Genomic DNA, 24050 nt, shown 5'->3' on the forward strand with positions numbered 1-24050 from the left:
CGGTTATGATAACTTACTGGCCAACCGATCATCCTGAGTTCATGAATGACAATAGATACTGCATTTTTTAAGCGCTGTATACAGACCCTTGAAATAGCCCATACGCGTGTCAGGCAATGTGAAGAAGACAGTATTGAATACGATATGTATCGGTCTGCCTGCGTAAAAGAGTTTGAGATCATATTGGAGCAGGCCGGTAAACTGCTCAGGAAATGTCTGGTTGACTTCGTTCACAGCCCCAAAGCCATAAGCCGTCTTGTGTTTAAAGAAGTATTCCGGATGGGCGCGCAGCATGATCTGATATCGCTTGAGGAAGCTGAAAGATGGCTGATTTACCGTGACAACAGAAATAATACGGCCCATGACTACGGGAAGAAGTTTGCCGAGCAAACCTTGCAGTTGATCCCTGAATTTATAGGTGATGCCAAACGGATGGAAGAATCGGTACGTGAGCATGCAAAAAGGGTCGCGGATGATTGATCTCAGGGACAAGGATCGTGAAGAGATTTGCCGGATCGCTGTGCAGGTTTTTGCTCCGGGGACAGAAATCTGGGCCTATGGCAGCCGGGTAAAAGGGACGAATCACGATACCAGTGATCTTGATCTTGTTGTCCATTTCCCTTCAGGGCAAAGTAAGGATCAGGACTTGTCACAATTGTCAGCTTTTCTGGAAAGACTCCGAGATTCCAATATCCCCATCGTTGTGCAGGCACTGGCCTGGCACTGCATTCCTGATAGTTTCAGAGATACGATCAAGGCCTGCTATCAGGTGCTGTGGGCTGCCAGAGGTGAAAAGTATCGGTAATTTCGATTACCGATACTTTGGAAGAACCGAGTGAAATCGCCACGGATCAGTTCAGACAGCACTTTTTGTATTTTTTTCCGCTTCCACAGGGGCAAGGATCATTTCTTCCTGCCTTTGGGCCTTTGATCAACGGTTCTTGAGCGGGCTCCCAATACTCCTCTTCGGAGTCATCAATGGAAGCATCGTCCATAGTTTTGCATATCAACTGAATTCGCTCAGTTCCAGAAGATTTCGTAGAGGTTTGCTGTAAGAGTGCATCAAAGGTTCCATGAGTAAAAGGAGCCATCAAACAAGGCGGGCCTGAAGGTTTGTCAGCCTTCGGGTGGATCTCAGGGTGCGTGCAGCCATACCTACAGCTTTCGGTTGTCCGATAATCACCACCAGCTGCTTGCCCCGGGTGACTCCAGTATATAAGAGGTTGCGTTCCAGCAGCGTATAATGCTGCATGGCCATGGGAATCACAACACAGGGATACTCCGAACCCTGACTTTTATGGATGGTTGTGGCGTAGGCAAGAGAAACCTCATCCAGTTCGCTGACTTGGTACATAACATCCTTGCCATCGAAGGTTATCAGCAACTCCCCTTCTTCAATATCAACGCTCTGAACCCGCCCGATATCTCCGTTGAACACCTCTTTGTCATAGTTATTCACGGTCTGAATGACCTTGTCGCCGGGAGCAAATGTCCAGCCATAGCGGGTAATTCGTGGATGGGCATCAGCATTCAGGGCCTCCTGTAATGCAACGTTGAGGCTGCGGGCACCCAGCCCTCCACGGTTCATCGGAGCCAGAACCTGAATATCCTGAACCGGGTCAAAGCCGAAACTGGCTGGTAGCCGCTTGGTGACAACGGCCATTACCTTACTGAAAATTTCCTCAGGCTCTTCTCCGGTGAGATAGTAAAAATCTGTTTCCTCTCCTCTCTTCGTCTGTTTGGGTGCCTGCCCCCGGTTGATGGCATGGGCTCCGGTAATAATCCGGGATGAAGCAGCCTGGCGGAAAATTTCCGTAAGCCTCGCAACCGGTACGCTTCCGGAATCGATCAGATCACTCAGTACTGAACCCGGCCCTACAGAAGGCAACTGGTCCACATCGCCAACAAGAAGAACGGCGCTTTTATCGGGAACAGCTCTTAAAAGCTGGTTCATCAGCACAATATCGACCATGGAAGACTCATCCACCACAAGAAGATCGGTTTCCAGCGGGTTGTCGGCATTTCTCTTGAAATCAAAGGCACTGGGATCAAAATCAAGCAAACGATGAATGGTTGTGGCTTCCTGCCCAGTCGATTCAGAAAGACGCTTGGCAGCACGACCAGTAGGCGCACAGAGCGTAACCTGGGCTTTTTTGGCCTGAATGATTTTCAGAATACTGTTAACGACCGTTGTTTTTCCCACACCCGGACCACCGGTAATGATGCAGAACTTGTTACGCACGGCTTGCTCAACGGCCTTTTTCTGGGAGTCCGACAGGGAAATTTGGTTCTTCTTCTCAACCCAGGGAATCGCTTTCTTCAAATCAAGCCCTGACCAGCCGGAATGCCCCTGCAACAGCCGAACCACATGGTTGGCGACACCTTGTTCAGCACGAAACAGTGGAGTCAGGAACAAGCAGGGCTCTCCATCAATATTTTCTGGTGTCAGCCGTTCTTCGTTTATCTCAATCTGAATAGCCTGTTTGATGGTCTCTTCGGGAATTTCTAAAAGCTTGACCGCTGAATCCACCAGCCCCTGGAAAGCCTGAGCACAATGGCCATCGCCGGAGTGTTCCTGCAATACATGACGCACACCGGCCTGTGCACGAATCAGTGATGTGCGGTCAATACCCAGTTGCTGGGCCAGCTGGTCAGCGGTTTTAAAACCAATGCCATGAATATCCAGTGCCAGCCGGTAAGGATTCTCCTGCACCTTGGCCACAGATTGATCGCCATAGGTTTTGTAGATGCGGACAGCCCTGGCTGTGCCCACGCCATGAGACTGCAGGAACACCATAATATCCCGGATGACCTTCTGCTCAGACCAGGCAGAAGTGATTTTCTCCCGCCGCTTTTTGCCGATACCCTCCAGCTCCATCAGGCGCTCAGGATTTTCCTCAATAATCTCGAACACATGTTCACCGAAAGCTCTTACCAGACGTTTGGCGAAGTGTGGACCAATTCCCTTGACCATCCCGGAACCCAGATACTTCTCAATCCCTTCGAGCGTTGTGGGTGTTACGGTTTTGATTTGCTGAACCTTGAATTGCACACCATGACGATGGTCGTTAAACCAAATACCGGACGCTTCCACAAACTCGCCGGGGGTAATGGATGGTGTGCTGCCGGTCATGGTGACCAGCTCCCGCTGCCCTTTACATTTTACCCGGATAACAAAAAATCCCGACTCTTCACTGTGAAAAGTCACTCGTTCAACCGAGCCCTGCAGGTATACGACTGGCTGATGATCGGTGATAACTTGTTGAGTTGTAGCGAATGAAGGAGGCATTGTGATTCATCGGAGCATGTCTGGATAAAGACAACATGCAGAAAACAGACGACAAATGCCAGTTTCTACTGATTATTTTTGAGATATCTGCCTGTTGCTGAATGGAGGGAGTGGCTACAATCAGCCACCCTGATCATTTTGACAGGCAGAAAACAATGAGCAATGGATGAGGCAAGCGTTTCGTGCAACAGGAATCCCTGATTATTATTAGAGCCGGGAAATCGGCCCTGAGTCAGCTTCATGAAGGAAACAAAACACTGTCTCAGGATGATGTGATCTATATCTCCCAGATACCATCCCTAATGCCAGTACAACACCATGAATGATAAGCCCGATATTACCGACCACCTGTTAACCAGGCTTGCCGGAGAGGGAGCCTTTGAGAGAGGGGAAGACTACTATCACGGCAATACTGTCGGAGAACTCAGGCAAAAAGGGGACGCTATTCTGGCGGATGTGAAAGGCGGCGAAACCTGGCATGTTCAGCTGACTTACACCCAGAGAGGGCTGGAAGGTTTCTGTGACTGTCCCGCTTCAGAGAAAGTGGATTTTTGTAAACATTGCGTCGCTACAGCCATGGCCTTACGTGATCAACTTAAAGAGCCCGTCACAAAAAAGGCTGGGGCCAAGGCCGCAGATATCATACCGGCTTATCTAAATCGTCAGAGCAAAGACTATCTGGTGAAGAATCTGACTGAAGTGATTCTCGACGACAAACTCCTGCGCCAGGCATGGCTGATCCGAGCCGAAAGTGCGCTGGGCGGTCTCAACAAAGCCACCATAAAAAAACGTATCACCGCAGCCATTCCCTACAATCGCAACTACTACCGCTACGATCAGGTGCGTACTTACTTTGCCGGGGTTGAGCAGGCTCTTGAAGCCTTGAAGGAGCCGATCAGCGAACGTCCTGAAGAAGAGCAGCTGGAGCTGCTGGACTATGCCATTGAGCGTATTATCAAGGCACAGGAAACGGTGGATGATTCCGGTGGTTTTCGCTTTGATTCCGTGGCCATGATTCAGAGCATGTACCGCCAGGCTTTTCGGGGTATTCCCTGGACTAATGAGCATAAGGTCAATCATTTGATAGACCTTATGATTCAGGATGAATATTCCATGTATGGAGAAATACCGACAGATTATGATGACGTCATCAGCCCGGACTGCATGGCACTGTTTTTCCAGACGGTGCAAACACGCTGGGATGCTCTGCCAGATATGGAAACAGATGGCTGGAATATTGGCCGAGAATACTACCACCTGCAGCGAGTTCTGGAAGCAATAGCCAGTAAACAGAATGATTATGAAACGCTGATTACAATCAACCAGAAAGTCGCCCGTGGTGCTTATACCTATGTGAAAATGGCGGGCTGGAGCCTCAAACTCGAGAAATACGATCAGGCTCAGGGGTTCCTTGACCAGGCAAAAAAAGATCCTCACTATCGCCACTCTGGCGATGCCCACACTATCCGACAGCAGATTCTGCTTAACACTGGGCGAGTTGAGCTGGCTCTGGATGAGCAATGGGATCAGTTTAAAAGCAGCATGAGTCGTGAAGACTGGAAATCCCTGAAAAAACTCGCTGACCTGGCGAAGAGTGACAGGAACTGGTTCTCTGAAGCAACCGAGTGGTTGCAGTTGCTGCAACAGGAAGTGACCAATAATTATCGCTACCTTCCGGGAACATCGGCTGTTGATGCATTAATGGCGGTATATCTGGAAGAGCAGCAAGCGGACATGGCCTGGAACCTGATGAATACCGGGGAAGTCAGCACCGGCCATCTTTCCGAGCTGGCAGATCAGCTCAAAGGCGATGTGGGACGTTATACCGCCATTCAGGTCAGGCTGGCGAAAAATTATATCAATAAGACTAATAACAGCAGCTACAAAGAGGCTATCAAGTTACTGCGCTCACTGGATGGATACCTGAAACAGCTGTCGCACAATGAAGACATGCTTCCTATTTTACAAAAGATGCGCACTGACTTTCGGCAGAAGCGAAACTTTATCAAATGGCTGAATGAAGCGTTTCCAATTTAAGTCATCGTGCATAAATCTTGAGTGACTTACTTACTCACAGTGATTATGCTTTTCCGGGGTACGTGTAATGTATCCTCTGCCCCCAATGCATTTCTTCATGAACCACTCCTGACGCAAAGTACCGGTAACCGACAGTACCGGTACTATTTATTACGGAAATGTCCTCCCATTTCCATGCTTCTGGATGGAGATTTTGCTTAGAGGGCACTGGCATTAGCTGCAGTAAAACTGCAGTTATGGTGGTTAAAGGCCTTGCAATAAGGGAACCAGTCTGCATTTGCGCTTATAGGTGGTTATCAAGTTTTGCAGGTAAACCTGCCACTCGACTCTGGTACCCAGTGCCATATAAGTGTCTTTTACATGCTTCGGTGCAAACTCTTCAGTTGAATAAATCGTTGGATTAATTGTACGTCCAAGCTGTTGCTCGGCAGGTTCCAATAGCTCCATTATCTCACAGTAACTCAGCTCATCGCCGATGAGAAAAATGTCAACATCACTGTTGGCATGTTCTTCTCCTTTAGCTAAGGAGCCGTAGATGAAAGCCATATCAGCCTGGTTGAGAATAGGGAGAAGTGCTTGGCGAACAATGTTTGCTGCTCCGAATGTCTTTCTTGTGATTGAGCACAACTCTTCAAATATTGGGTTGTTCTTTGTCTGAAGATTACCCCTGCTGCTCAGTAATATGGTGAAAATCAATCGTCTCTTCTTTTTCACCGGCATGAATATCATCAAAAACGGCCTGATCCAGCTCTCCTTCGCTACGAGCCACAACACAGGTTACGGCGCAGTCGCCTGTGACATTGACTGATGTTCTGACCATATCCAGCAGCCTGTCCACTCCCATAATCAAAGCGATTCCTTCCAGCGGCAGGCCGACCTGCTGCAACACCATTGCCAGCATAATTAAACCAACACCAGGAACCCCAGCTGTGCCGATTGAAGCCAGTGTCGCCGTTACAATAACGGATAAATAATCCATTACCGTCAGATCAATTGAAAATGCCTGTGAGATAAATACAGTGGCCACGCCCTGCATCATGGCCGTGCCATCCATATTAATAGTGGCACCCAGAGGAATAGTGAACGAGGAAACACGGTTACTGACTCCGCACTTTCTGTTAACGGTTTCCAGGGTGACAGGAATCGTGGCACTGCTGGAGGATGTACTGAACGCAAACAGCAGGGCATCTTCCATCTTGCGAAGAAAGACGACGGGGTTAAGGCGAGCGAAAAATTTGATCAAGATAAAGTAAGTGATAAAGACATGAAGTATCAGAACAGTGACCAGAAGGAAGAAATACTTCACAAGATTAAGAATGGCAGAAAATTCAATGGTGCTGAACAGGCGGGCCATCAGGGCAAATACGCCATATGGAGCCAGGTTCATTAGCAGTGTCACCAGCTTCATAATCACTTCATTCATGCTGACAAATATATCTGCAACAAGCTTTCCTTTAGCGCCTGAAGCTGCAATTGAAATCCCGAACAGCAATGCAAAAACAATAATCTGTAACGCATTGCCCTTGGCCATAGAGGCAATCGGATTGCTGGGGAATAGGTTGATCAGAACGCTTTTTAGCGGAGGGGCTTCCTGTGCAGTAAAACCATGTGCACTTTCCAGATTAGCTCCTACGCCGGGCTCAACAATTATGGCTGCTCCAATTGCCATACTGATGGCAACGCAGGTGGTTATCAGATAAAGGGCAATGGTCTTGATGCCCAGACGGCCTAGAGTGGAAGCGTCGTTTAATGTACAGGTACCACAAACAAGGGAGACAAAAATCAGTGGAACAACCAGCATTTTCAGAGAAATAATAAAAATCTGGCCAATGATCTGGAACAGCCCTTCGGTGAGGTAGGTTTCGATAAACGAGCTCTCAGGGAATATCGATCGGATCAGCAGGCCTGTCACAATACCCACAACCATTCCGCTAACGACTTTGGATGTCAGAGACATTTGACTCCATCCCATGACCATTTCCTCAAAAAAGAAGAGCGGTCGAAGTATAGGGTAACCGATGGACAGGTATTGCCTTGATCAGATTATCTTTACTTGAATGCAGAAAAACATGACTAAACTCTGCCGGTCTTTTGCTTCAAGTGAAGTCCATAACAATGCGTCCCAGCCTCGTTCTTCTTTTCAGCCTGCTGTTATGTATTCAAAATGCCAAAGCGGCGCGTATTACCATGATGTGTGGCAGTTTCGGTAAAGAGTCTTCATTGTGCAGAGATGGAGTTAAGCAGTGGGGAGGAGGGTGCCCGTGGGATTTTCCAAAGTGGCAATGCGGTGTTTATGAGAAACTGGCCTTATGCCTGGGCTCTTGCTGAGGGTAAGGACTCCCCAGTGCAGGGTAATGTTAGTGTTACTGTGATGCCCAGGGGAGGCGGGCATGGAACCTCGGCCCCAACCCTTGGCGGCTGGCAGTTGGGAGTATCGAAATACTCCCATAGTAAGCAGGCAGCTGCAGAGCTGGTTATGTGGCTGACAAGCGAACAGGAACAGAAAAGAAGAGCCATTGAAGGATCACTGCCGCCAACAATTGTCAGTCTCTATGATGATCCGGATATTCTAAGAGCCAACCCATTTATCGGGCAGCTGAAATCTTCTTTTGATGATGCAATTGCCCGCCCCTCAACGGTAGCTGGCGAAAACTACAACAAAGTGTCCAGTGCGGTGTTCAACTCTGTTCACAATATCCTGAGTGGTGGTCTCTCACCTGAGGAATCGCTGATCAAGCTTGAGAAAAAGCTGAAAGGAATCAAGCTGAAGGACACGAATTGATATGCCTAATGATTTTTGCTCTCAGGAAAATGAGCCTGATCAATAAAGGGTAGGTTGTTCGTTTTTTATAAATTGGATGCTATGTACTTACCCCTATGGCCGGAGGATGGTGAAGACATAAAAGAACCAAGAATTAAGAATACAAAACTGTTTGCGCTCTGGGTCTGCATAAAGAAAAGGCTCTGGAGTTGGCAGACACTAAACCAGTCCGAGGGGGACTACAGCCAATGGTATTGCGTAAGACTCTGCTATGCACAGCTATGGCAGCTCTGGGTTTTTCCGCTTTCGTATCAGCCGCTGAAATCACTATTACCTGCGGTAATGTTGGTAAAGAGCAGCAAATCTGTAAGGAGAGTGTGGCTGAGTGGGAAAAGAAAACCGGCCACTCCGTGAATATTGTTACCCCTCCCACATCTGCAACTGAGCAGCTGGCTCTCTACCAGCAGATTCTTGGCTCAGGCTCTTCCGATATTGATGCGTTCCAGATTGATGTTATCTGGCCGGGTATTCTGGGTAATCACCTGATTGATCTGAAGCCTTTTACCAATGGGGCAGAGAAAGAGCACTTCCAGGCTATCGTTGAAAACAACACTTTCAAGGGCAAACTTGTTGCCATGCCCTGGTTTACTGATGCCGGCCTGTTGTTCTATCGCAAGGATCTGCTGGACAAGTATGGATATGAAGTCCCGGAAACCTGGGAAGAGCTGTCGGAAATTGCAAACAAGGTTCAGGATGCCGAACGTTCTGCCGGTAACAAGAAAATGTGGGGCTTTGTTTTCCAGGCCAAGGCTTATGAAGGCCTGACCTGTGACGCTCTTGAGTGGATCGACAGCTACGGCGGCGGTGATGTTGTTAATGCCAATGGTGATATCACCGTTAATAATGACAACACCGTGAAGGCTCTGGAAATGGCGGCCAGCTGGGTTGGCAATATCACCCCGCAAGGTGTTCTCAACTACATGGAAGAAGATGCCCGCGGTGTCTTCCAGAGCGGTAACGCAGTCTTTATGCGTAACTGGCCCTATGCCTGGTCACTGAGTCAGAACGATGATTCTCCCATCAGAGGTAAGGTCGGTGTTGTTGCCCTGCCTAAAGGTGGTGAGGGTGGCAAGCAGACCGGTACTCTGGGCGGCTGGCAGATGGCTGTTTCCAAATACTCCGAGAATCCGGAAGTGACAGCCGATCTGGTTATGTGGCTGACCAGCAAGGAAGAGCAGAAACGGCGTGCGATTGTGGGTTCCTACAACCCAACCATTGCTGATCTGTATGACGATCCGGATGTCAACAAGGCCAGTCCGTTTATGGGGCAGCTGAAGGCAACCTTTACCAATGCTGTTGCCCGTCCTTCCCGTGCCACTGGTGCCAACTACAACAAGGTTTCCACTGCTATCTTCAATGCCACTTACGAAGTGCTGAGCGGTGAACAAACTGCAGAGGCCTCGGTTGCGCAGCTTGAAAAGGATCTGAAGCGAATCAAGCGCAGAAGCTGGTAGTCCACACCCCTCTGCTTCTGCACTTGTCTTTGCTGCGGTGGCAACGCCGCAGCATTTTATTTGCTTTCAGCTTTTCGACGTCTGAATGAGCGACATTCATTGAACAAGTGACAAAGGGTATCGCCGATGACCTTTGCTGTACTTCAACGTTCTGGATCACCGGGAAAGACTCATCACTCTGACCTGACCATGGAAAAAATCAGGTCGGCCTGGCTGTTTCTTTTACCGATGATTATCACACTAGCGGCAGTGGCTGGCTGGCCGCTGATTCGCACTATCTGGCTAGGTTTCACCAACGCCAACCTTACTGATCTGACAGTTACCGAATTTATTGGTTTTGAAAACTACCTCTCTTTTTATGAGGGTGAGGCCTATGGCCTGCTGGTTGATCCGGACTGGTGGAACGCGGTCTGGAACACGGTCTGGTTCACCCTGGTCTCAGTCTCTCTGGAAACTGTTTTCGGTATGGGAGTGGCACTGATTCTCCATGCCAACTTCAAGGGAAGAGGTATTGTCCGCACAGCTGTTCTGATTCCGTGGGCTATTCCCACCATCGTTTCAGCACAGATGTGGGGATGGATGCTTCACGACCAGTTCGGTGTGGTCAATGAGATCCTGCTGACACTCGGAATTATCAATAACCCGATTGCCTGGACCGCTGACCCGGATATTGCCATGTGGGCAGTAATCATGGTGGATGTCTGGAAGACAACACCGTTTATGGCGCTGCTGATTCTGGCTGGTTTGCAGATGCTGCCGGAAGATATTTATGAGGCGGCCCATGTGGACGGTATTCATCCGGTAAAGGTGTTCTTTAATGTGACCCTGCCGCTGATAAAACCGGCATTGTTAGTGGCGGTGATTTTCCGGGCTCTGGATGCCCTGCGGATTTTTGACCTGATCTATGTTCTGACATCCAGTTCCACATCCACTATGTCCATGTCGGTTTATGCCCGGCAGCAGCTGGTGGACTTCCAGGAAATGGGGTACGGCTCAGCCGCCACAACCCTGTTGTTCCTGATTATTGCAGCGCTGACAGTAATAACTATTACTGCCGGAAAGCTCAAACTGGGTGAGGAGGCATAGTGATGAACAAGACTATAAAGAGTGTTCTCTTCTATGCCCTGGTGCTGGCGGTGATACTGATTTCTGTGTTTCCGTTCTATTACGCCGTGGTGACATCTTTTCGCAGTGGTACGGCGCTGTTCAGTACCTCGCTCTGGCCTTTCCCTGTAGATCTGAAGAACTACTTTGTGATCTTCCAGGAGCAGCCGTTCGGTACCAATATTATTAACTCAATCATCGTGGCGACTTCGGTTGTGGTGTTCTCCCTGGCCATTGCTGTTACGGCTTCCTATGCCCTGGCCCGGATTCATTTTCGTGGAAGGGGCTTGCTGTTGATGACCGTGTTGTCGGTCTCCATGTTCCCGCAGGTGGCGATTCTATCCGGGATGTTTGAGCTGATCCGCTCTCTTGGGGTTTATAACTCACTGCCCGGTCTGATTATCCCCAATACTGTACTGACACTGCCGTTTACCGTCTGGGTACTGACAACCTTTATGAAAGAGCTGCCCAAGGAGCTGGAAGAGGCCGCTATTGTTGATGGTGCATCGCCACTGACAATTGTGGTGCGGGTGTTTATGCCGTTGATGTGGCCGGCCCTGGTCACAACAGGTCTGCTGGCCTTTATCAGTGCCTGGAATGAATTCCTGTTTGCACTCACCTTCACCCTGTCCAATGAAGTGCGCACGGTTCCAGTTGCTATAGCTCTGATGTCCGGGGGTTCAGAGCATGAACTGCCATGGGGCAATATTATGGCGGCATCCGTGGTTGTCACCACGCCTATTGTCGCTCTGGTTCTGATTTTCCAACGCAAGATTGTGGCCGGTCTGACGGCCGGTGCTGTAAAAGGATAACTCTTATAATGAACTCTGATTCAGGGCTGAATAAACAAGAAAGTCTGCGTGGTAACCTGGTGTCTGATCCTGACTGGTGGCGTGGTGCTGTTATCTACCAGATTTATCCCCGCTCATTTGCCGACAGTAATGGTGATGGAATTGGTGACCTGAAAGGTATTACCGGCAAACTGTCTTATATTGCCGAGCTGGGGGCTGATGCCATCTGGATATCGCCATTCTGTAAATCACCGATGGATGACTTTGGTTACGATGTTTCCGACTACAAGGATGTTGATCCAATATTCGGAAACCTGGCTGATTTTCAGGAACTGGTAATAGCTGCCCATAAGTTTGGACTGCGGGTTATGACCGACCTGGTGATATCCCATACTTCGGGTCAGCATAAATGGTTCCAGGAAAGTCGGCAGAATAAAACCAATTCAAAGGCCGACTGGTATGTCTGGGCTGATCCCAAGCCAGACGGCTCCATGCCCAATAACTGGCTTTCCATTTTTGGTGGCAGTGCCTGGCAGTGGGAACCCCGCCGGGAACAGTATTATCTGCATAATTTCCTGCGCTCACAGCCTGATCTGAACTTCCATAATCCCGATGTTCAGGATGCCGTGCTGGATGCCGCCCGATTCTGGCTGGACCTGGGTGTGGATGGTTTCCGGCTGGACACCGTGAATTTCTATTTCCATGATCAGCAGCTGCGTAATAACCCTCCGCTGGAAGATCGCACCCAGCTGACCACCATGGAAAGCTGCAATCCATATGGCTATCAGAATCACCTTTACGACAAGACTCGCCCTGAAAACCTGCACTTTCTGAAGCGGCTGCGCAGTCTTCTGGATGAGTATCCGGATACCACCATGGTAGGGGAAGTTGGTGCAGATCAGGATACCGGTCGGGTGTTGCGGGAATATACTTCTGGTGATTCACGTCTGCATATGGCTTACAGCTTTGAACTGCTGTCTGGTCAGCCAACACCAGCCCATATTCGTGACAGTGTGGAGATACTGGAAACTTCAATCGGTGAAGGCTGGCTCTCTTATGCTATGTCCAATCATGATGTTGTACGCGCCGGTACCCGGGCTGGGGAAGATGTTGACTCTCACCAGGCTGCTCCAGTTTTCATTGCTGTAACAAGCTGCCTGCGTGGCAGCCCCTGTATTTATCAGGGTGAAGAGCTTGGCTTTACTGAAGCGGATGTGGCTTTTGAAGATTTGCAGGATCCTTATGGCATAGAGTTCTGGCCCGAGTTCAAGGGGCGTGATGGCTGCCGGACTCCAATAGCCTGGGAAGAGTCTGAGCATGGCGGTTTTTCAGCTGGCAAACCCTGGTTGCCGGTCGCGAAAGAGCATATCGAGTACTGTGTTGAACGACAGCGGGTTGATAGTGATCTGCCTTTGCAAAAAGTGAAAAACTTTCTGAACTGGAGAAAGGGGCAGAACACTCTTAAGAAAGGCTCAATCAAGTTTGTTGAGTCCGGATCTGAGCAGTTACTGTCCTTTGTCCGTACTAATGAAAATGAAAAGCTTCTCTGCGTGTTTAACCTGTCGGATAGCCAGCAGGAGGTTGCTCTTGATGATTACAGCTGTGATGAGCTGCTAAGTGGTCACGGCTTTAAGGCCACAGTTGCGGCTGAGAAGCTGATACTTCCCGCCTGGCAGGCAGCCTGGCTTCGTCTTGTCTAAAAGGAATCTGGTATGGCTGAGCTGATTCTAAAAAATGTCGTTAAGGACTTCGGCAAGACCCGAGTGATTCATGGTGTTGATCTGCATATCCATGATCAGGAGCTGGTGGTTTTTGTCGGGCCGTCCGGTTGCGGTAAATCGACACTGCTGCGTCTGATTGCCGGGCTGGAAGATATCTCCGACGGCGAGCTGTTTATTGATGGTGAACTGGTCAACAGCCGTTCTCCCAAGCAGCGTGGGATTGCCATGGTTTTCCAGTCCTATGCGCTTTATCCCCATATGACGGTTTACCAGAATATGGCGTTTGGACTTGAGCTGTCGAAGTTCTCGAAAGCTGAGATTAAAAACAAGGTTCTGGAAGCGGCGCGGATTCTGGAGCTGAGTGAGCTGCTTGACCGTCTCCCCAAACAGCTTTCCGGCGGTCAGCGGCAGAGGGTTGCCATTGGCCGTGCGATTGTACGCGACCCAAGGGTGTTCCTGTTTGATGAGCCTCTCTCCAATCTGGATGCGGCACTTCGGGTACAGATGCGCATTGAGTTTGCCAAGCTGCACCGTGAAATGAATGCCACCATGATTTACGTGACTCACGATCAGGTGGAAGCTATGACCCTGGCGTCCAGGATTGTGGTTCTCTCTGCTGGTCGGGTCGAGCAGGTGGGTTCGCCTCTGGAGTTATATCATCATCCCCGCAATTTGTTTGTGGCTGAGTTTATTGGTTCTCCCAAGATGAATATTCTTCCGGCTGAGGTAGTGAATATCACCGATCAGTCGATTGAGGTATCTCTGGAAGAAGGAACATGGCTGAAAGCGACGGTCGACAGCGATTCTTTAACTGTTGGAGATAGAGTCTCGTTCGGTGTCCGTCCGGAACATATGTGGATCTCAGAAATCGGGGACCTGAAGGGTACTGTTGAAGTCATAGAACAACTGGGTGAAAACCATTATCTCCATGTTCGTCTGGCAGATAATCGTTTGATCACGGTGCAGGGGCATGGAGATGCCACCCTTAAGCATGGAGAACGTTGCTGTATCGCTATTCCTCCTGAGTGTGCTCATATCTTTAATGGTGATGGCCTTGCCCTGCAAAGGCTGCAGACAGGAGCTGATGAGCAACCGATTATTGTGGAAAGAGTCGTTGAAATGGAACCTGCCTGAGCAGGGTGATCAAATGAAACATCAGGGCGCTGGATATATATCCGGCGCTTTTTTTGTGAATTCAGAATAGCTGACAATTCTGTTATTCAACCGTCTGGTCAGGAACATCGTTGACTCTGCTGCAGTCAAGAAAAGATCAGGCATTAACTTTCAGGCAGTAGAGGCATAACCCGTGGAGTCAGCGAGTCCAGTATCTTCCCCTGGTGCGGCAAGGTTCAATCTACCTGATATTGCGCCTGAAAGTTCCTGGCAGCCGATGATCTCACGCCAAAAGTCCAGGTATGAGCATACACCTCTCTCTGACTTTGTGATTCAGACAACAGATAACCTCAGCCTGACCACTATGGATGAGGTGGCGGGGCAAGAAGTCGGAGATGATGGAACACTTGAGGATCAAGCACTCCCGTTAGAAAGGTCTCTCTCTCCATCTTTCGCCAAAACAACCGAGAAGACGTCAAGCACCTCTCCCAAAAAACAAGGTCCTAACCTCCGCAAGCTATGTGTGAAGGCTATGGTATCGGCCCTGCTTGGGATGGAAAGTACACACGAAACCTTTGTGTTTATCAGCTACCAGCGTTTGAAAGATCTTTCGACGGAGCTGGATAGTCTGAAAAACCAATTGGCCAAGCTCAACAAGGCTCTAAAAAAACTAAAAAGAGGTGCTGATGGCTTTGCTTCTTTGACCCAGGAAAAGGAGCAGCTGGAAAACACAATCAAGCAGCTTAAAAAAGACAGAGATAAAGCTAAGAAGGATTATAAAAAAGATCGCAGTGATTTCTCGCGGTTGGTTTCGGCCTTTCAGCACATGGCTAATACGCCGGATGTTACTCTCAATGTTAAAACTGCAGGGATTATCCTTAAACAGGAGGATGGTGAGGATATTGAGATTACCAACCTTCACCTGACGATCAAGTCTCTTCAGCTCGCTGAAAAAGAAGATAAAAGTGGGCAATATATCGAAGCTGCATTTTGTGGGAGTGTCTCCTTCTCAGTCAGGGTTCCACTTTATGACGGGCATGCCCTTGCCCTGAGTATCAAGATGAAGGGTGTACATTTGGCCGTTCACTCGGGCGCGGCCAAGCTTTTGAGTTTATACAGCAAGGCAGGAAATATTTTTTCCCTGATTGTAAAAGGCGTGCGCTTTGCTCTATCGGATGAAAACCTGTTGCCAACTCAGGTGAATTTATCCTGTGATGATTTAACGGTGGAACTGAAGGAAGGTGGGGAAGAAGCCATTGCCCGCCTTCTACAGAAAACGCTTAATACTCCGGATTCTCTGATTGATGATCTTTTTGTGTTATGCCCGTTTCCCCTGAATATTCATATTGGGCAGCTCAAGGTTGATGACCTCTGTTCTCTGGGCCTGGAAGGGAGTGCCAAGCATTTAAAGGCTTCTCTTGCTGCCTGTCCTGAGGGTAGGGAGGTGCAGAGTTTTCCCAGAACATTATCGATTCGGGCAGAGCAGGGTTCTATTACTGCAGCCACTCCCGTTGGAACATTAAATACAACTCTCAATCTGGTTGTTCCAGAAACAGTCAGGGATCAGGAATTACAACCCAAGCAAATTCTTCCTGAAGATGTATGCAGCTCTGTTTCTGAGCTGGTACGAAAAGGAACAGTGACCCTTGTAAAACCGGTGTTTGAGGTTTCCCGTGAACTGAAAAGGGTTGCAGGCTCCTCTGATGAAGAATGGACTCTGGCAGATAATGACAAAGCCGATATCAATATTGGCAGCCTTAAGCTGAATGTAACTGGAGATCTGGAAGCTCAGGTGAAAGTGGGGCCGGTTGAGATAAAGGGAGGTATTGAAGAGGGTAGTGCAAGCTTTTCTGCCAAGGCTGACTGGATCAGTCCGGATATAACAATGCACCCTGTAAAGCTGCCGTTGAAGTCAAATGTGCATGTTTCTGGAGGCATGACCGGAGAGCTCACTGGAATCCAGACTTCACTTCAGCAAGCAACAGGCCAATGGCATCTCAAAGGTGCACTGGGTTCTGCGAATCTGGATGTTAAAGAGAAAGCTCCCTTGGGAGTTACACTGATCGGGTCTGACCGAAACCACGATTTTTGTGTTCAGTTGGATAACCCGAGCTATATGAATGTCAGGGGAGCAGCTGTTGAGATCAGCTCAACCCCACAATCGAGACTGTCAAAACTGAATTTGGAGTCTCTCTATTTACGCCCTGTGGGGATTGCGTCTGTCCCACAGTTGCTGAATTCAACAGAGGAATTTGGCGTAAAGCTGGATACACAATGTCGTGAGCTGAGACTGACAGAACAGAGCTTACGTTCTGGTAATCAGAAGCTCAGGCTGGCTGACCTGAAGTCGTTCGGTGCATCGCTTGAAGACTGTGATGTGATAGTTGGTTCTGTTGATGATACCGGGCTTGAACTGGGTGCTACCGGTACAGGTAAAGTCTACACAGCAGACTGTGTTATTCAGGGAGACAGGCTTCTGGCGGCTGTCTCCAAACTGTCAAACAGCTGGACCGCCTGGTTCATTTTATCTGGTATTAATCTCGAGCTTACTTTGGAAATTCCTGTATTGGAACATGGTATTAATATCAGGGACTTAAGACTGGTAAGAATTCATGCCGTGCCCGGCCGCAGATGCAATCTCGGTGTGTGCCGTGCTTCAATCGAGTGCCTTCTGCAAAGTGCTCAATGCTTTTTAGGTTATCGTTTAACCAGTGCCGGACAGTTGGCAATTACATTCTGTGGATGTCCTGTGAAATATGTAGATCTGCCTAAAGGACTGGTCTGCGGGGCAGCCTTAAAAGCACCTTCCTTTCTGGCTGAGCAGACCGGTGTGGTTGTGAAGGGATCTGTGCCAGAAACGTGGTTTGATAGATGTTTCGACAACGCGACCCCAGGATCGCTTCATGAGGTGCTGGACTGTATCGAGGAAATGCTTCATCCGGTCACGGTTGTCAATCGAGTGCCTCTGCTGGCAAGGCTTCCCGTAGATGTATTTATCAATAAGGGAGATAAAAAAGTACTTGAAAGGCTGCGCAATATTCTGGGACGAGAAAGCGGCCATCTGCTGGAAAGGGCTTTAGAACTGACGGTTTCTCAGAAACTGGCTACGCCAGACTGGTTAACAGAAAAGGTAAAGCAGCAGGCAGGGACAACAGAAATAAATTCCGGTATCGCCGGACGCTATTTACTCTGCGCTGGCGATAAAGAAAGCGCCTTTTGTCTGCTACTGAAAGATAAAGGCTGGTGCGAAGAGGTCTGCCAGCTTCTGGTGGAGTTACAGCAGGAGGAGGCAAGAAAGTTCATCTCGCAAGGCTTTTACCAGGAGGGGAGGGCATGGGGTCAGAAAACGGTAGCTCTTGTTGAGAGGTATTACCGTGAGGATAAGGCTTGGGCCCATCAGCTCATTGAGGGTTTGATCAACGATCCAGAACTGGTATGCCCCGAAGCCGTTCTGCTGAAATGCAGTCACAGACTGTCTGGTGCTTCCGGATTTAAAGATATTGATCATGCCTTGAGGGAACTTGAGGGATTGTTCTCTGTGCTGGTCGATGATCTGGCAAAAGAACGGGAACATTCCATATCTTCCGGCGAACTGGGGGATGATGAAAAGCAGCAGCTTTATGATGAAGCCTTAAAGCGAATCTTTAACCTTATCAGGCAGAGGCAGAGAAATATTGGGTGTGTTTTCGTGCATCCAAAAGATAAAGATCAAAAAGATGCAAATTTGAAACTGATCAGGAAAATTGCTACTAAATCTGAGCTAAAAGAGAATGAAATGTACAAGGCAGCCATCTGCAGCCTGTTTGGTCTGGAGGGTTTTGCCCGTGATGAAAGCACGGCATTAGAACTTCTACAATCCGGGCTGCTGAAAGATTATCCACCGGTACAGCTTTTGCTGAAAATGTTAGGGGAAACGGATACCAGGTTCGATAAGTTGATCTGTAATCAAGTCCAAAGCCAATCATTTGATGAAAGGCACGCATCATTATTACTCTCTTCAACAGAGGGGCTTAGAAAGAGAAAATCGAAAACCTGCAAAGTCGATTAATTATTGGTGCAGAATATAACTACACCAATAATTAACAAGAATCTATCAATTCTTTCCAAGCCATGCAGCTCCACGAATTCCGGAAGAATCACCAAAACGGGCTTTTAATATATTGATATCAATGTCGGGAGTAATGGTATAAAGAGGAATAACCTTAATAACATCTTCATAGATGCAATTAATATTTGACATACCTCCCCCGATAACAATTGTATCAGGATCAAGAATATTAATAATACCTGCCAGTGCTCGTGCAAGTTGATCAATATAAAGGTGATAAGTCCGGGCGGCGTATTTATCGCCCTGCTTAACCAGATCCATAATCTCAGGTGCTTTCAGCTGGGTCTGGGCAATATTGTTATATTGACGGGCAAAACCAGTGCCGGAGATAAACTGCTCAAGACAGTGAAAGCGTCCGCAGAAACAGCGTGGCGTGTCTCCATCTTTTTCCAGAGAGTGACAGGGAAGTGGATTGTGCCCCCACTCTCCGGCATTGGCATTTAAACCGGTGATGATCTTTTTATCGACAATAATTCCGCCGCCGCAGCCGGTGCCAAGAATAACCCCGAATACCACTGAACCACTGGCTCCTGCACCATCTTTAGCTTCCGAGAGGGCGAAGCAATTGGCATCGTTGGCAATCTGAACGGTTCGCTGCAGCTTCTCTGAGAGGTCTTTCTGCAGAGGTTTACCGTTAAGAAAGGTGCTGTTGGCATTTTTTACCAGACCGTTCTTGGGGTTAACCACGCCTGGAATCCCCAGACCCACTGTGCAGGCTCCATTAACAGCCTGCTCTGCTTCAGATGTCAGTTCAATAATACAGTCAATAAAGGACTGGTAATTATGGACAGTTGAGATACGTTTACTGAAGTGAGTCTCACCATGCTTATCAATGACAATGATTTCAGTTTTTGTTCCCCCAACATCAAAACCAATATGCATGTGGCTTCCTTTCAAGGTTAATTAATTTGTATAGAGTCTAAGCCTTTGTAAGTTTAAAAAACTATACGCCAGTTAATATGTCTTCTGCGTGATATGGGTCACAATGATACAGAATTGAAAGTGTTACGAATTAAATTTGGTGAAATTTGATCACAACCGCTCTCATTCCTCGAGTCCGGCAGTTAACAAAATCTGATGTTTAATCGAAATTAATTAATTTTGTGTAGAGATTGGTCCGGATGCCAACTGAGTTTTTTCATCAGCAACGTCTTCAGCGCCTGGTCGATGAGCTGGAGGAGTTTCGTTATCGCGATCGTAGATCGCTGGGTTTATTTCGTTGCTACGAAGATAACGGGGAAGTTGGAAATAAACATCCTGACCTGGAAGCGGCAACAGGAACCATGGCTGTTGGTGACCGCTGGGTTGGAAGAGATAAATATCTGTGGTTAACCCAGACAATTTCCCTGCCCGGTGAGTGGCGGGAACGTAAGGTTGTTGGGTTATTTGATTTTGGCAGAACCGGCGAGGGTACCAATTCCGGTTTTGAAGCCATGCTGTACCTGAATGGTCATCCCTGGCAGGGGGTAGACAGTAATCACAAGGAAGTTGTGTTTACACCCAAAAGAACAGGGCTGGAACTCAAGCTGGAATTTCGACTCTGGTCTGGTCTTGAAGGAGGCGGTGCACCCAAAGTGCAGCGCCATGAATTGCTGCAGGCGGAGGTGGCCTGCCTTGAGCCCAGTTGCGATGATCTCTATTTCACTGCCAGAACTGCCCTTCATACTATTGACCATCTGCCTGAGCATTCGGTTGAGAAAAGCCGACTGCTGAATGTATTGATCCAGACCTTTAACCAGGTTGATTTTTCTGACCCTGAGAGTGAAGAGTTTTTTGATTCAGTTGCTGAAGCGGGAGGTTATCTTGAGCAGCAATTGAAAAAGATGAAGCAGAAACATCCGGTGTCTGTGACCTGTGTTGGCCATACACATATCGATATTGCCTGGCTCTGGCGACTGAGACACACCAGGGAGAAAGCGGCACGCTCCTTCGCCACAGTTAACCGCCTGATGACACTGTATAAAGATTACACTTTTTTGCAGAGTCAGCCCCAGCTTTATGAATACATCAAGAAAGATTATCCGGTCATATACCGGCGTATTCAAAAGTGGGTCAAGGAAGGACGCTGGGAAGCGGGCGGTGCCATGTGGGTTGAGGCGGACTGTAATGTCTCTTCCGGCGAATCTCTTGTACGTCAGCTGATGTATGGAATCCGCTTCTTTGAACAGGAGTTCGGTGTCAGGAATAACTATCTCTGGCTGCCGGATGTTTTTGGTTACAGCTGGGCCCTGCCACAGATTCTGAAACAGTGTGGGCTGGAGACTTTTTTCACCACCAAGATCAGCTGGAATGAATATAACAAACTGCCACATGACACCTTCATCTGGCGTGGAATAGACGGCAGTGAAGTAACAACTCACTTCATAACCACACCAACAGATGAAGGCCCGAATCGCAGTTATTACACCTATAACGGCCTGCTTGAGCCTCATACTGTTAATGGCATCTGGGAAAACTATGCCGACAAGGGTATCAACCAGAATCTTCTGCTGGCTTATGGTTACGGAGATGGCGGTGGTGGAGTCAACCGCCATATGCTGGAGATGCGCCGCCGTCTGGAAAAAATGCCGGGTCAGGTAGAAGTGCGCTCCGGGCGGGTTGATAACTTTGCCAATAAGCTGAATGAAACCATCCGCAGTGATCATGGCGGGTATCTGCACACCTGGGATGGTGAACTGTATCTTGAGTACCATCGTGGGACTTATACCAGCCAGGCCTATAACAAACGGATGAACCGTTTCCTGGAGCTTAAGTACAGGGAATCCGAGTTTCTGTGTGCTCTGGCAGCTGTGCAGGATCACAGCTGGGAGAGCTATCCAGAAGACTTCCTATATGAAGGCTGGAAGATTATTTTGCGCAACCAGTTCCACGATATTATCCCCGGCTCCAGTATTCGGGAGGTTTATCAGGACTGTAGAGAGGAGTATCAGCAGGCAGATCTTCTGGCTGACCAGTGTCAGCAGGATGCCTTAGGTGCTCTGGTTTCTCCCCGAAATAACGTGTACTCCATTTTCAACAGTGCGGGCTGGAAGCGCGATAGTATCGTAAGCCTGCCTGTTTCAGACTTTCGTGGTTCTGTCTGCAATCGCAGTGGAGAGTTCCTGCCGATTCAGGCTGAGGAGGATCATCTCTTGGTTCAGGTGGAACACGCTCCGTCCCTTGGGGCTGCCCAGCTCTATCTGAAAAGCGATATGTATTGGGAGAACTCACCATTTGATATCACTGACCGGACCATCCAGACCCCGTTCTATGTGTTGAACTGGAATGAGCAGGGGCAGGTAAACCGGCTCTATGATCTGGAGGCGGAAAGAGAAGTTCTGGCGGATGGTGAGCTGGCGAATGTGTTCCAGGTTTTTGAGGATAAACCCCGCCAGTACGATGCCTGGGAAATGGAAGCTTCTTTTGAACAGAAGCAGGAGACGGTATCTGAACTCGTTATTGCTGAGGTTATCAGCCGTGGCGGTTTGCAGATATCTGTCCAGTTCCAGTGGCGATATCGCAATAGCGTCATTACCCAGGTAATGACACTCTACCGCAGTTCGCGCCGAATCGATTTCAAGACAGATGTCGACTGGCAGGAGCGGGAGAAACTGGTGAAAGTCTCCTTCCCCGTTGCCATTCGGGCCAGTGATGCCACATATGATATTCAGTTTGGTAATGTGAAGCGGCCAACCCATAAGAATACCAGCTGGGATCAGGCCCGATTTGAAGTGGTTGGCCACCAGTGGGCAGACCTGTCAGAGCAGGGTTATGGTGTTGCACTGCTGAACAACAGCAAGTATGGCTACGATATTCATAATCATGTGATGCGCCTGACGCTGCTCAAGTCGTCAAACTACCCTGATCCGCTGGCGGATTGTGGAAGCCATGAGTTCACCTACGCGCTGATGCCCCATGTGGGAAGCTGGCAGGAGGTGGGTGTCGTTCAGGAAGCCTGGGATCTGAACAACCCTCTGCAGGCCCAGGCTGGTGAGTCCTGGCTGGCAGGAAAATCACTTCTGCGTTGTGATAACACCAATATCTTTATTGAGGCGGTGAAGAAAGCAGAAGACAGTGATCACCTGATTGTCCGTCTTTATGAATATGCTGGCAGTCGTGGCCGGTTTACCCTTGAATCAGACCTGCGGATCGAATCCTGGCAGCCCTGCAATCTCCTTGAGCAAGAGGTTGGAGATGAGCATTACTGCCCTGAAATCTCGGATGAGATTACACCTTATCAGCTAAAGACATATCGGGTTGCCATAGCAAGATAGCAAGGCTGTTTTTTTCATCAGCAACCAGTGGGTTTTTCTCTTTCGCTTAATAAAAATGCCCTGGTTTTTGATGAATATTTGCTGGTTTTTCGTAAATTTTTAGGTTTTCAGGTGAAAAAAACAAAAAAAATTTTGGGTTATTTTGAGAGAGCAGAAATCTGCAAAAAACTATCGACATATAAAAAAGATAGTTGCGGCTTTATGTTGCTAAATTTCGCCAAATAGTCATCAAATGTTTTCATAATCCTCTATTTGCTGTTTATCTGTCGTTTTTTGTCTGATGTTGTGATGGTGTTGGTTTTTCATCGTTGAAAGTGTCATTTTGGAAGCGGCAGGTGGCTGCAAACCTGCCATCCGGGTTAACTTTTTCCCTGTTTGGTGCTTTAATTGGCCCCGCAGTTTTATGCAGCTTACTGTTCCATTCGACAGACTTTTGCCGAGGTTTTAAGAAAAAACTACACCCTCGGTTTCGCGCTGAGAAGCCTTTCCGATATGCGGGAAGAGTTGTTCTCTGTTAACTTGATCCGGTTATTTCGTTTGATGATTTTGTGCAGTACTGACGACTGAACCGCTGAGTCTTTGGCGTCCGGTTCTCATCTGCCAAGCATCGCATATCCTCTAAATATCCTGCATTTTGCAGATATCTTCCGCGAAGTAATCACGTGCCAGAAAAGGAGATTCCTTTGGAAACACTCAGTTTTCTGACAGGCAATTTCAACCAGATATTATCACTGGCCTGGGTGCATACCCTGCTGGTCAGTGTTGCCGTTGGTCTGGCAATTCTGACAGGCGTACCTATCGGTATCGCTATCACCCAGAGTCAGCGTGCGGCAGATGCCGTGTTGTATATCGCATCGGTGATTATCACTATCCCATCAATTGCCCTGTTTGGTTTGATGATTCCTGTTCTGTCAATGATTGGCCAGGGCATAGGTTATATGCCTGCTATCATCGCAGTTCTGCTCTACTCGCAGCTTCCGATCATTCGCAATACCTACACTGCCATCAACAATGTTGATCCTGCTTTGCGGGAAGCTGCCAGAGGTGTTGGCATGACAGCCATGCAACGTTTGAAGATGGTTGAAATTCCCCTGGCGATTCCTGTCATCATGGCCGGTGTCCGCACTGCTGTTGTAATGAATATCGGTGTGATGGCTATCGCTGCTTATATTGGTGCCGGAGGTCTTGGCACCCTGATCCAGAGAGGTATATCCCAGTCTGATCCAAGGCAACTGATCATCGGTGCTGTCAGTGTCAGCCTGTTGGCCATAGTGGCTGACTTTTCCCTGCTTTGGCTGCAAAAGCGCTTAACCCCGAAAGGCCTGGCGGCTGCTGTCTGACCGCTGTGATCCAAACAAG

At 48.5% G+C, this 24050-nt stretch carries 17 protein-coding genes; 12 read left to right on the forward strand and 5 right to left on the reverse strand.

The features are described from left to right. Window positions 1–45: 45 nt before the first annotated feature. The gene (locus tag M3P05_RS12665; protein ID WP_249700064.1) at window positions 46–480 is read left to right on the forward strand and encodes a nucleotidyltransferase substrate binding protein; all 435 of its coding nucleotides are present in this window, start codon (window positions 46–48) and stop codon (window positions 478–480) included. Continuing rightward, window positions 473–805, forward strand: coding sequence for a nucleotidyltransferase family protein (locus M3P05_RS12670; protein ID WP_249700065.1), 333 nt, complete (start codon window positions 473–475; stop codon window positions 803–805). The genes M3P05_RS12665 and M3P05_RS12670 overlap by 8 nt, the downstream gene beginning before the upstream one ends. A gap of 46 nt (window positions 806–851) precedes the next feature. On the opposite strand, the gene M3P05_RS21140 is transcribed toward M3P05_RS12670, so the two are convergent. Then, the gene (locus tag M3P05_RS21140) at window positions 852–1091 is read right to left on the reverse strand and encodes an SEC-C metal-binding domain-containing protein (protein WP_332842011.1); all 240 of its coding nucleotides are present in this window, start codon (window positions 1089–1091) and stop codon (window positions 852–854) included. Then, window positions 1091–3289: an SF1B family DNA helicase RecD2 gene (recD2, locus tag M3P05_RS12680; protein WP_249700066.1), complete on the reverse strand. Its 2199-nt coding sequence runs from the start codon at window positions 3287–3289 to the stop codon at window positions 1091–1093. The genes M3P05_RS21140 and recD2 overlap by 1 nt, the downstream gene beginning before the upstream one ends. A 318-nt stretch (window positions 3290–3607) precedes the next feature. Between recD2 and M3P05_RS12685 the strand changes: the two genes are divergently transcribed. Continuing rightward, complete coding sequence (locus tag M3P05_RS12685; RefSeq protein ID WP_249700067.1) at window positions 3608–5326, forward strand: SWIM zinc finger family protein; 1719 nt, start codon at window positions 3608–3610, stop codon at window positions 5324–5326. Window positions 5327–5569: 243 nt separating this feature from the next. On the opposite strand, the gene M3P05_RS12690 is transcribed toward M3P05_RS12685, so the two are convergent. Further along, on the reverse strand, window positions 5570–5872 hold the full coding sequence (locus M3P05_RS12690) for a nucleotidyltransferase domain-containing protein (RefSeq protein WP_249700068.1): 303 nt from the start codon (window positions 5870–5872) through the stop codon (window positions 5570–5572). 115 nt (window positions 5873–5987) lie between these two features. Beyond that, the gene (locus tag M3P05_RS12695; protein WP_249700069.1) at window positions 5988–7283 is read right to left on the reverse strand and encodes a dicarboxylate/amino acid:cation symporter; all 1296 of its coding nucleotides are present in this window, start codon (window positions 7281–7283) and stop codon (window positions 5988–5990) included. Window positions 7284–7556: 273 nt separating this feature from the next. Between M3P05_RS12695 and M3P05_RS12700 the strand changes: the two genes are divergently transcribed. From M3P05_RS12700 to M3P05_RS12730, 7 genes are all read left to right on the forward strand, one after another. Further along, entirely contained in the window at window positions 7557–8108 is a 552-nt protein-coding gene (locus M3P05_RS12700) for an extracellular solute-binding protein (RefSeq protein WP_249700070.1), read from the forward strand. Window positions 8109–8341: 233 nt separating this feature from the next. Then, window positions 8342–9601 carry an ABC transporter substrate-binding protein gene (locus M3P05_RS12705; RefSeq protein WP_249700099.1) on the forward strand — a complete coding sequence of 420 codons (1260 nt, stop codon included), beginning with the start codon at window positions 8342–8344 and terminating at the stop codon, window positions 9599–9601. A 189-nt stretch (window positions 9602–9790) separates the two neighbouring features. Then, window positions 9791–10687, forward strand: a complete 897-nt coding sequence (locus M3P05_RS12710; protein WP_249700100.1) for a carbohydrate ABC transporter permease — start codon at window positions 9791–9793, stop codon at window positions 10685–10687. Window positions 10688–10689: 2 nt separating this feature from the next. Continuing rightward, entirely contained in the window at window positions 10690–11517 is an 828-nt protein-coding gene (locus tag M3P05_RS12715; protein WP_249700071.1) for a carbohydrate ABC transporter permease, read from the forward strand. Between the two features lie 8 nt (window positions 11518–11525). Then, a complete protein-coding gene (locus tag M3P05_RS12720; RefSeq protein WP_249700072.1) occupies window positions 11526–13196 on the forward strand; it encodes an alpha-glucosidase family protein in 1671 nt (556 codons plus the stop codon). A 12-nt stretch (window positions 13197–13208) separates the two neighbouring features. After that, window positions 13209–14351, forward strand: coding sequence for an ABC transporter ATP-binding protein (locus M3P05_RS12725; protein ID WP_249700073.1), 1143 nt, complete (start codon window positions 13209–13211; stop codon window positions 14349–14351). 172 nt (window positions 14352–14523) lie between these two features. Continuing rightward, entirely contained in the window at window positions 14524–18378 is a 3855-nt protein-coding gene (locus tag M3P05_RS12730; protein ID WP_249700074.1) for a hypothetical protein, read from the forward strand. A gap of 45 nt (window positions 18379–18423) precedes the next feature. Here the strand turns inward: M3P05_RS12730 and M3P05_RS12735 are convergent, their stop codons facing one another. Further along, on the reverse strand, window positions 18424–19320 hold the full coding sequence (locus M3P05_RS12735; RefSeq protein WP_249700075.1) for an ROK family protein: 897 nt from the start codon (window positions 19318–19320) through the stop codon (window positions 18424–18426). Between the two features lie 239 nt (window positions 19321–19559). On the opposite strand from M3P05_RS12735, the gene M3P05_RS12740 reads away from it, so the two are divergent. Both M3P05_RS12740 and M3P05_RS12745 read left to right on the forward strand, forming a co-directional pair. Continuing rightward, the gene (locus M3P05_RS12740; RefSeq protein WP_249700076.1) at window positions 19560–22691 is read left to right on the forward strand and encodes an alpha-mannosidase; all 3132 of its coding nucleotides are present in this window, start codon (window positions 19560–19562) and stop codon (window positions 22689–22691) included. Window positions 22692–23374: 683 nt separating this feature from the next. Further along, on the forward strand, window positions 23375–24031 hold the full coding sequence (locus tag M3P05_RS12745) for an ABC transporter permease (RefSeq protein ID WP_249700078.1): 657 nt from the start codon (window positions 23375–23377) through the stop codon (window positions 24029–24031). Window positions 24032–24050 lie beyond the last annotated feature (19 nt).

Source organism: Parendozoicomonas callyspongiae, assembly GCF_023502345.1.
GTDB classification, from domain to species: Bacteria; Pseudomonadota; Gammaproteobacteria; order Pseudomonadales; family Endozoicomonadaceae; genus Sansalvadorimonas; species Sansalvadorimonas callyspongiae.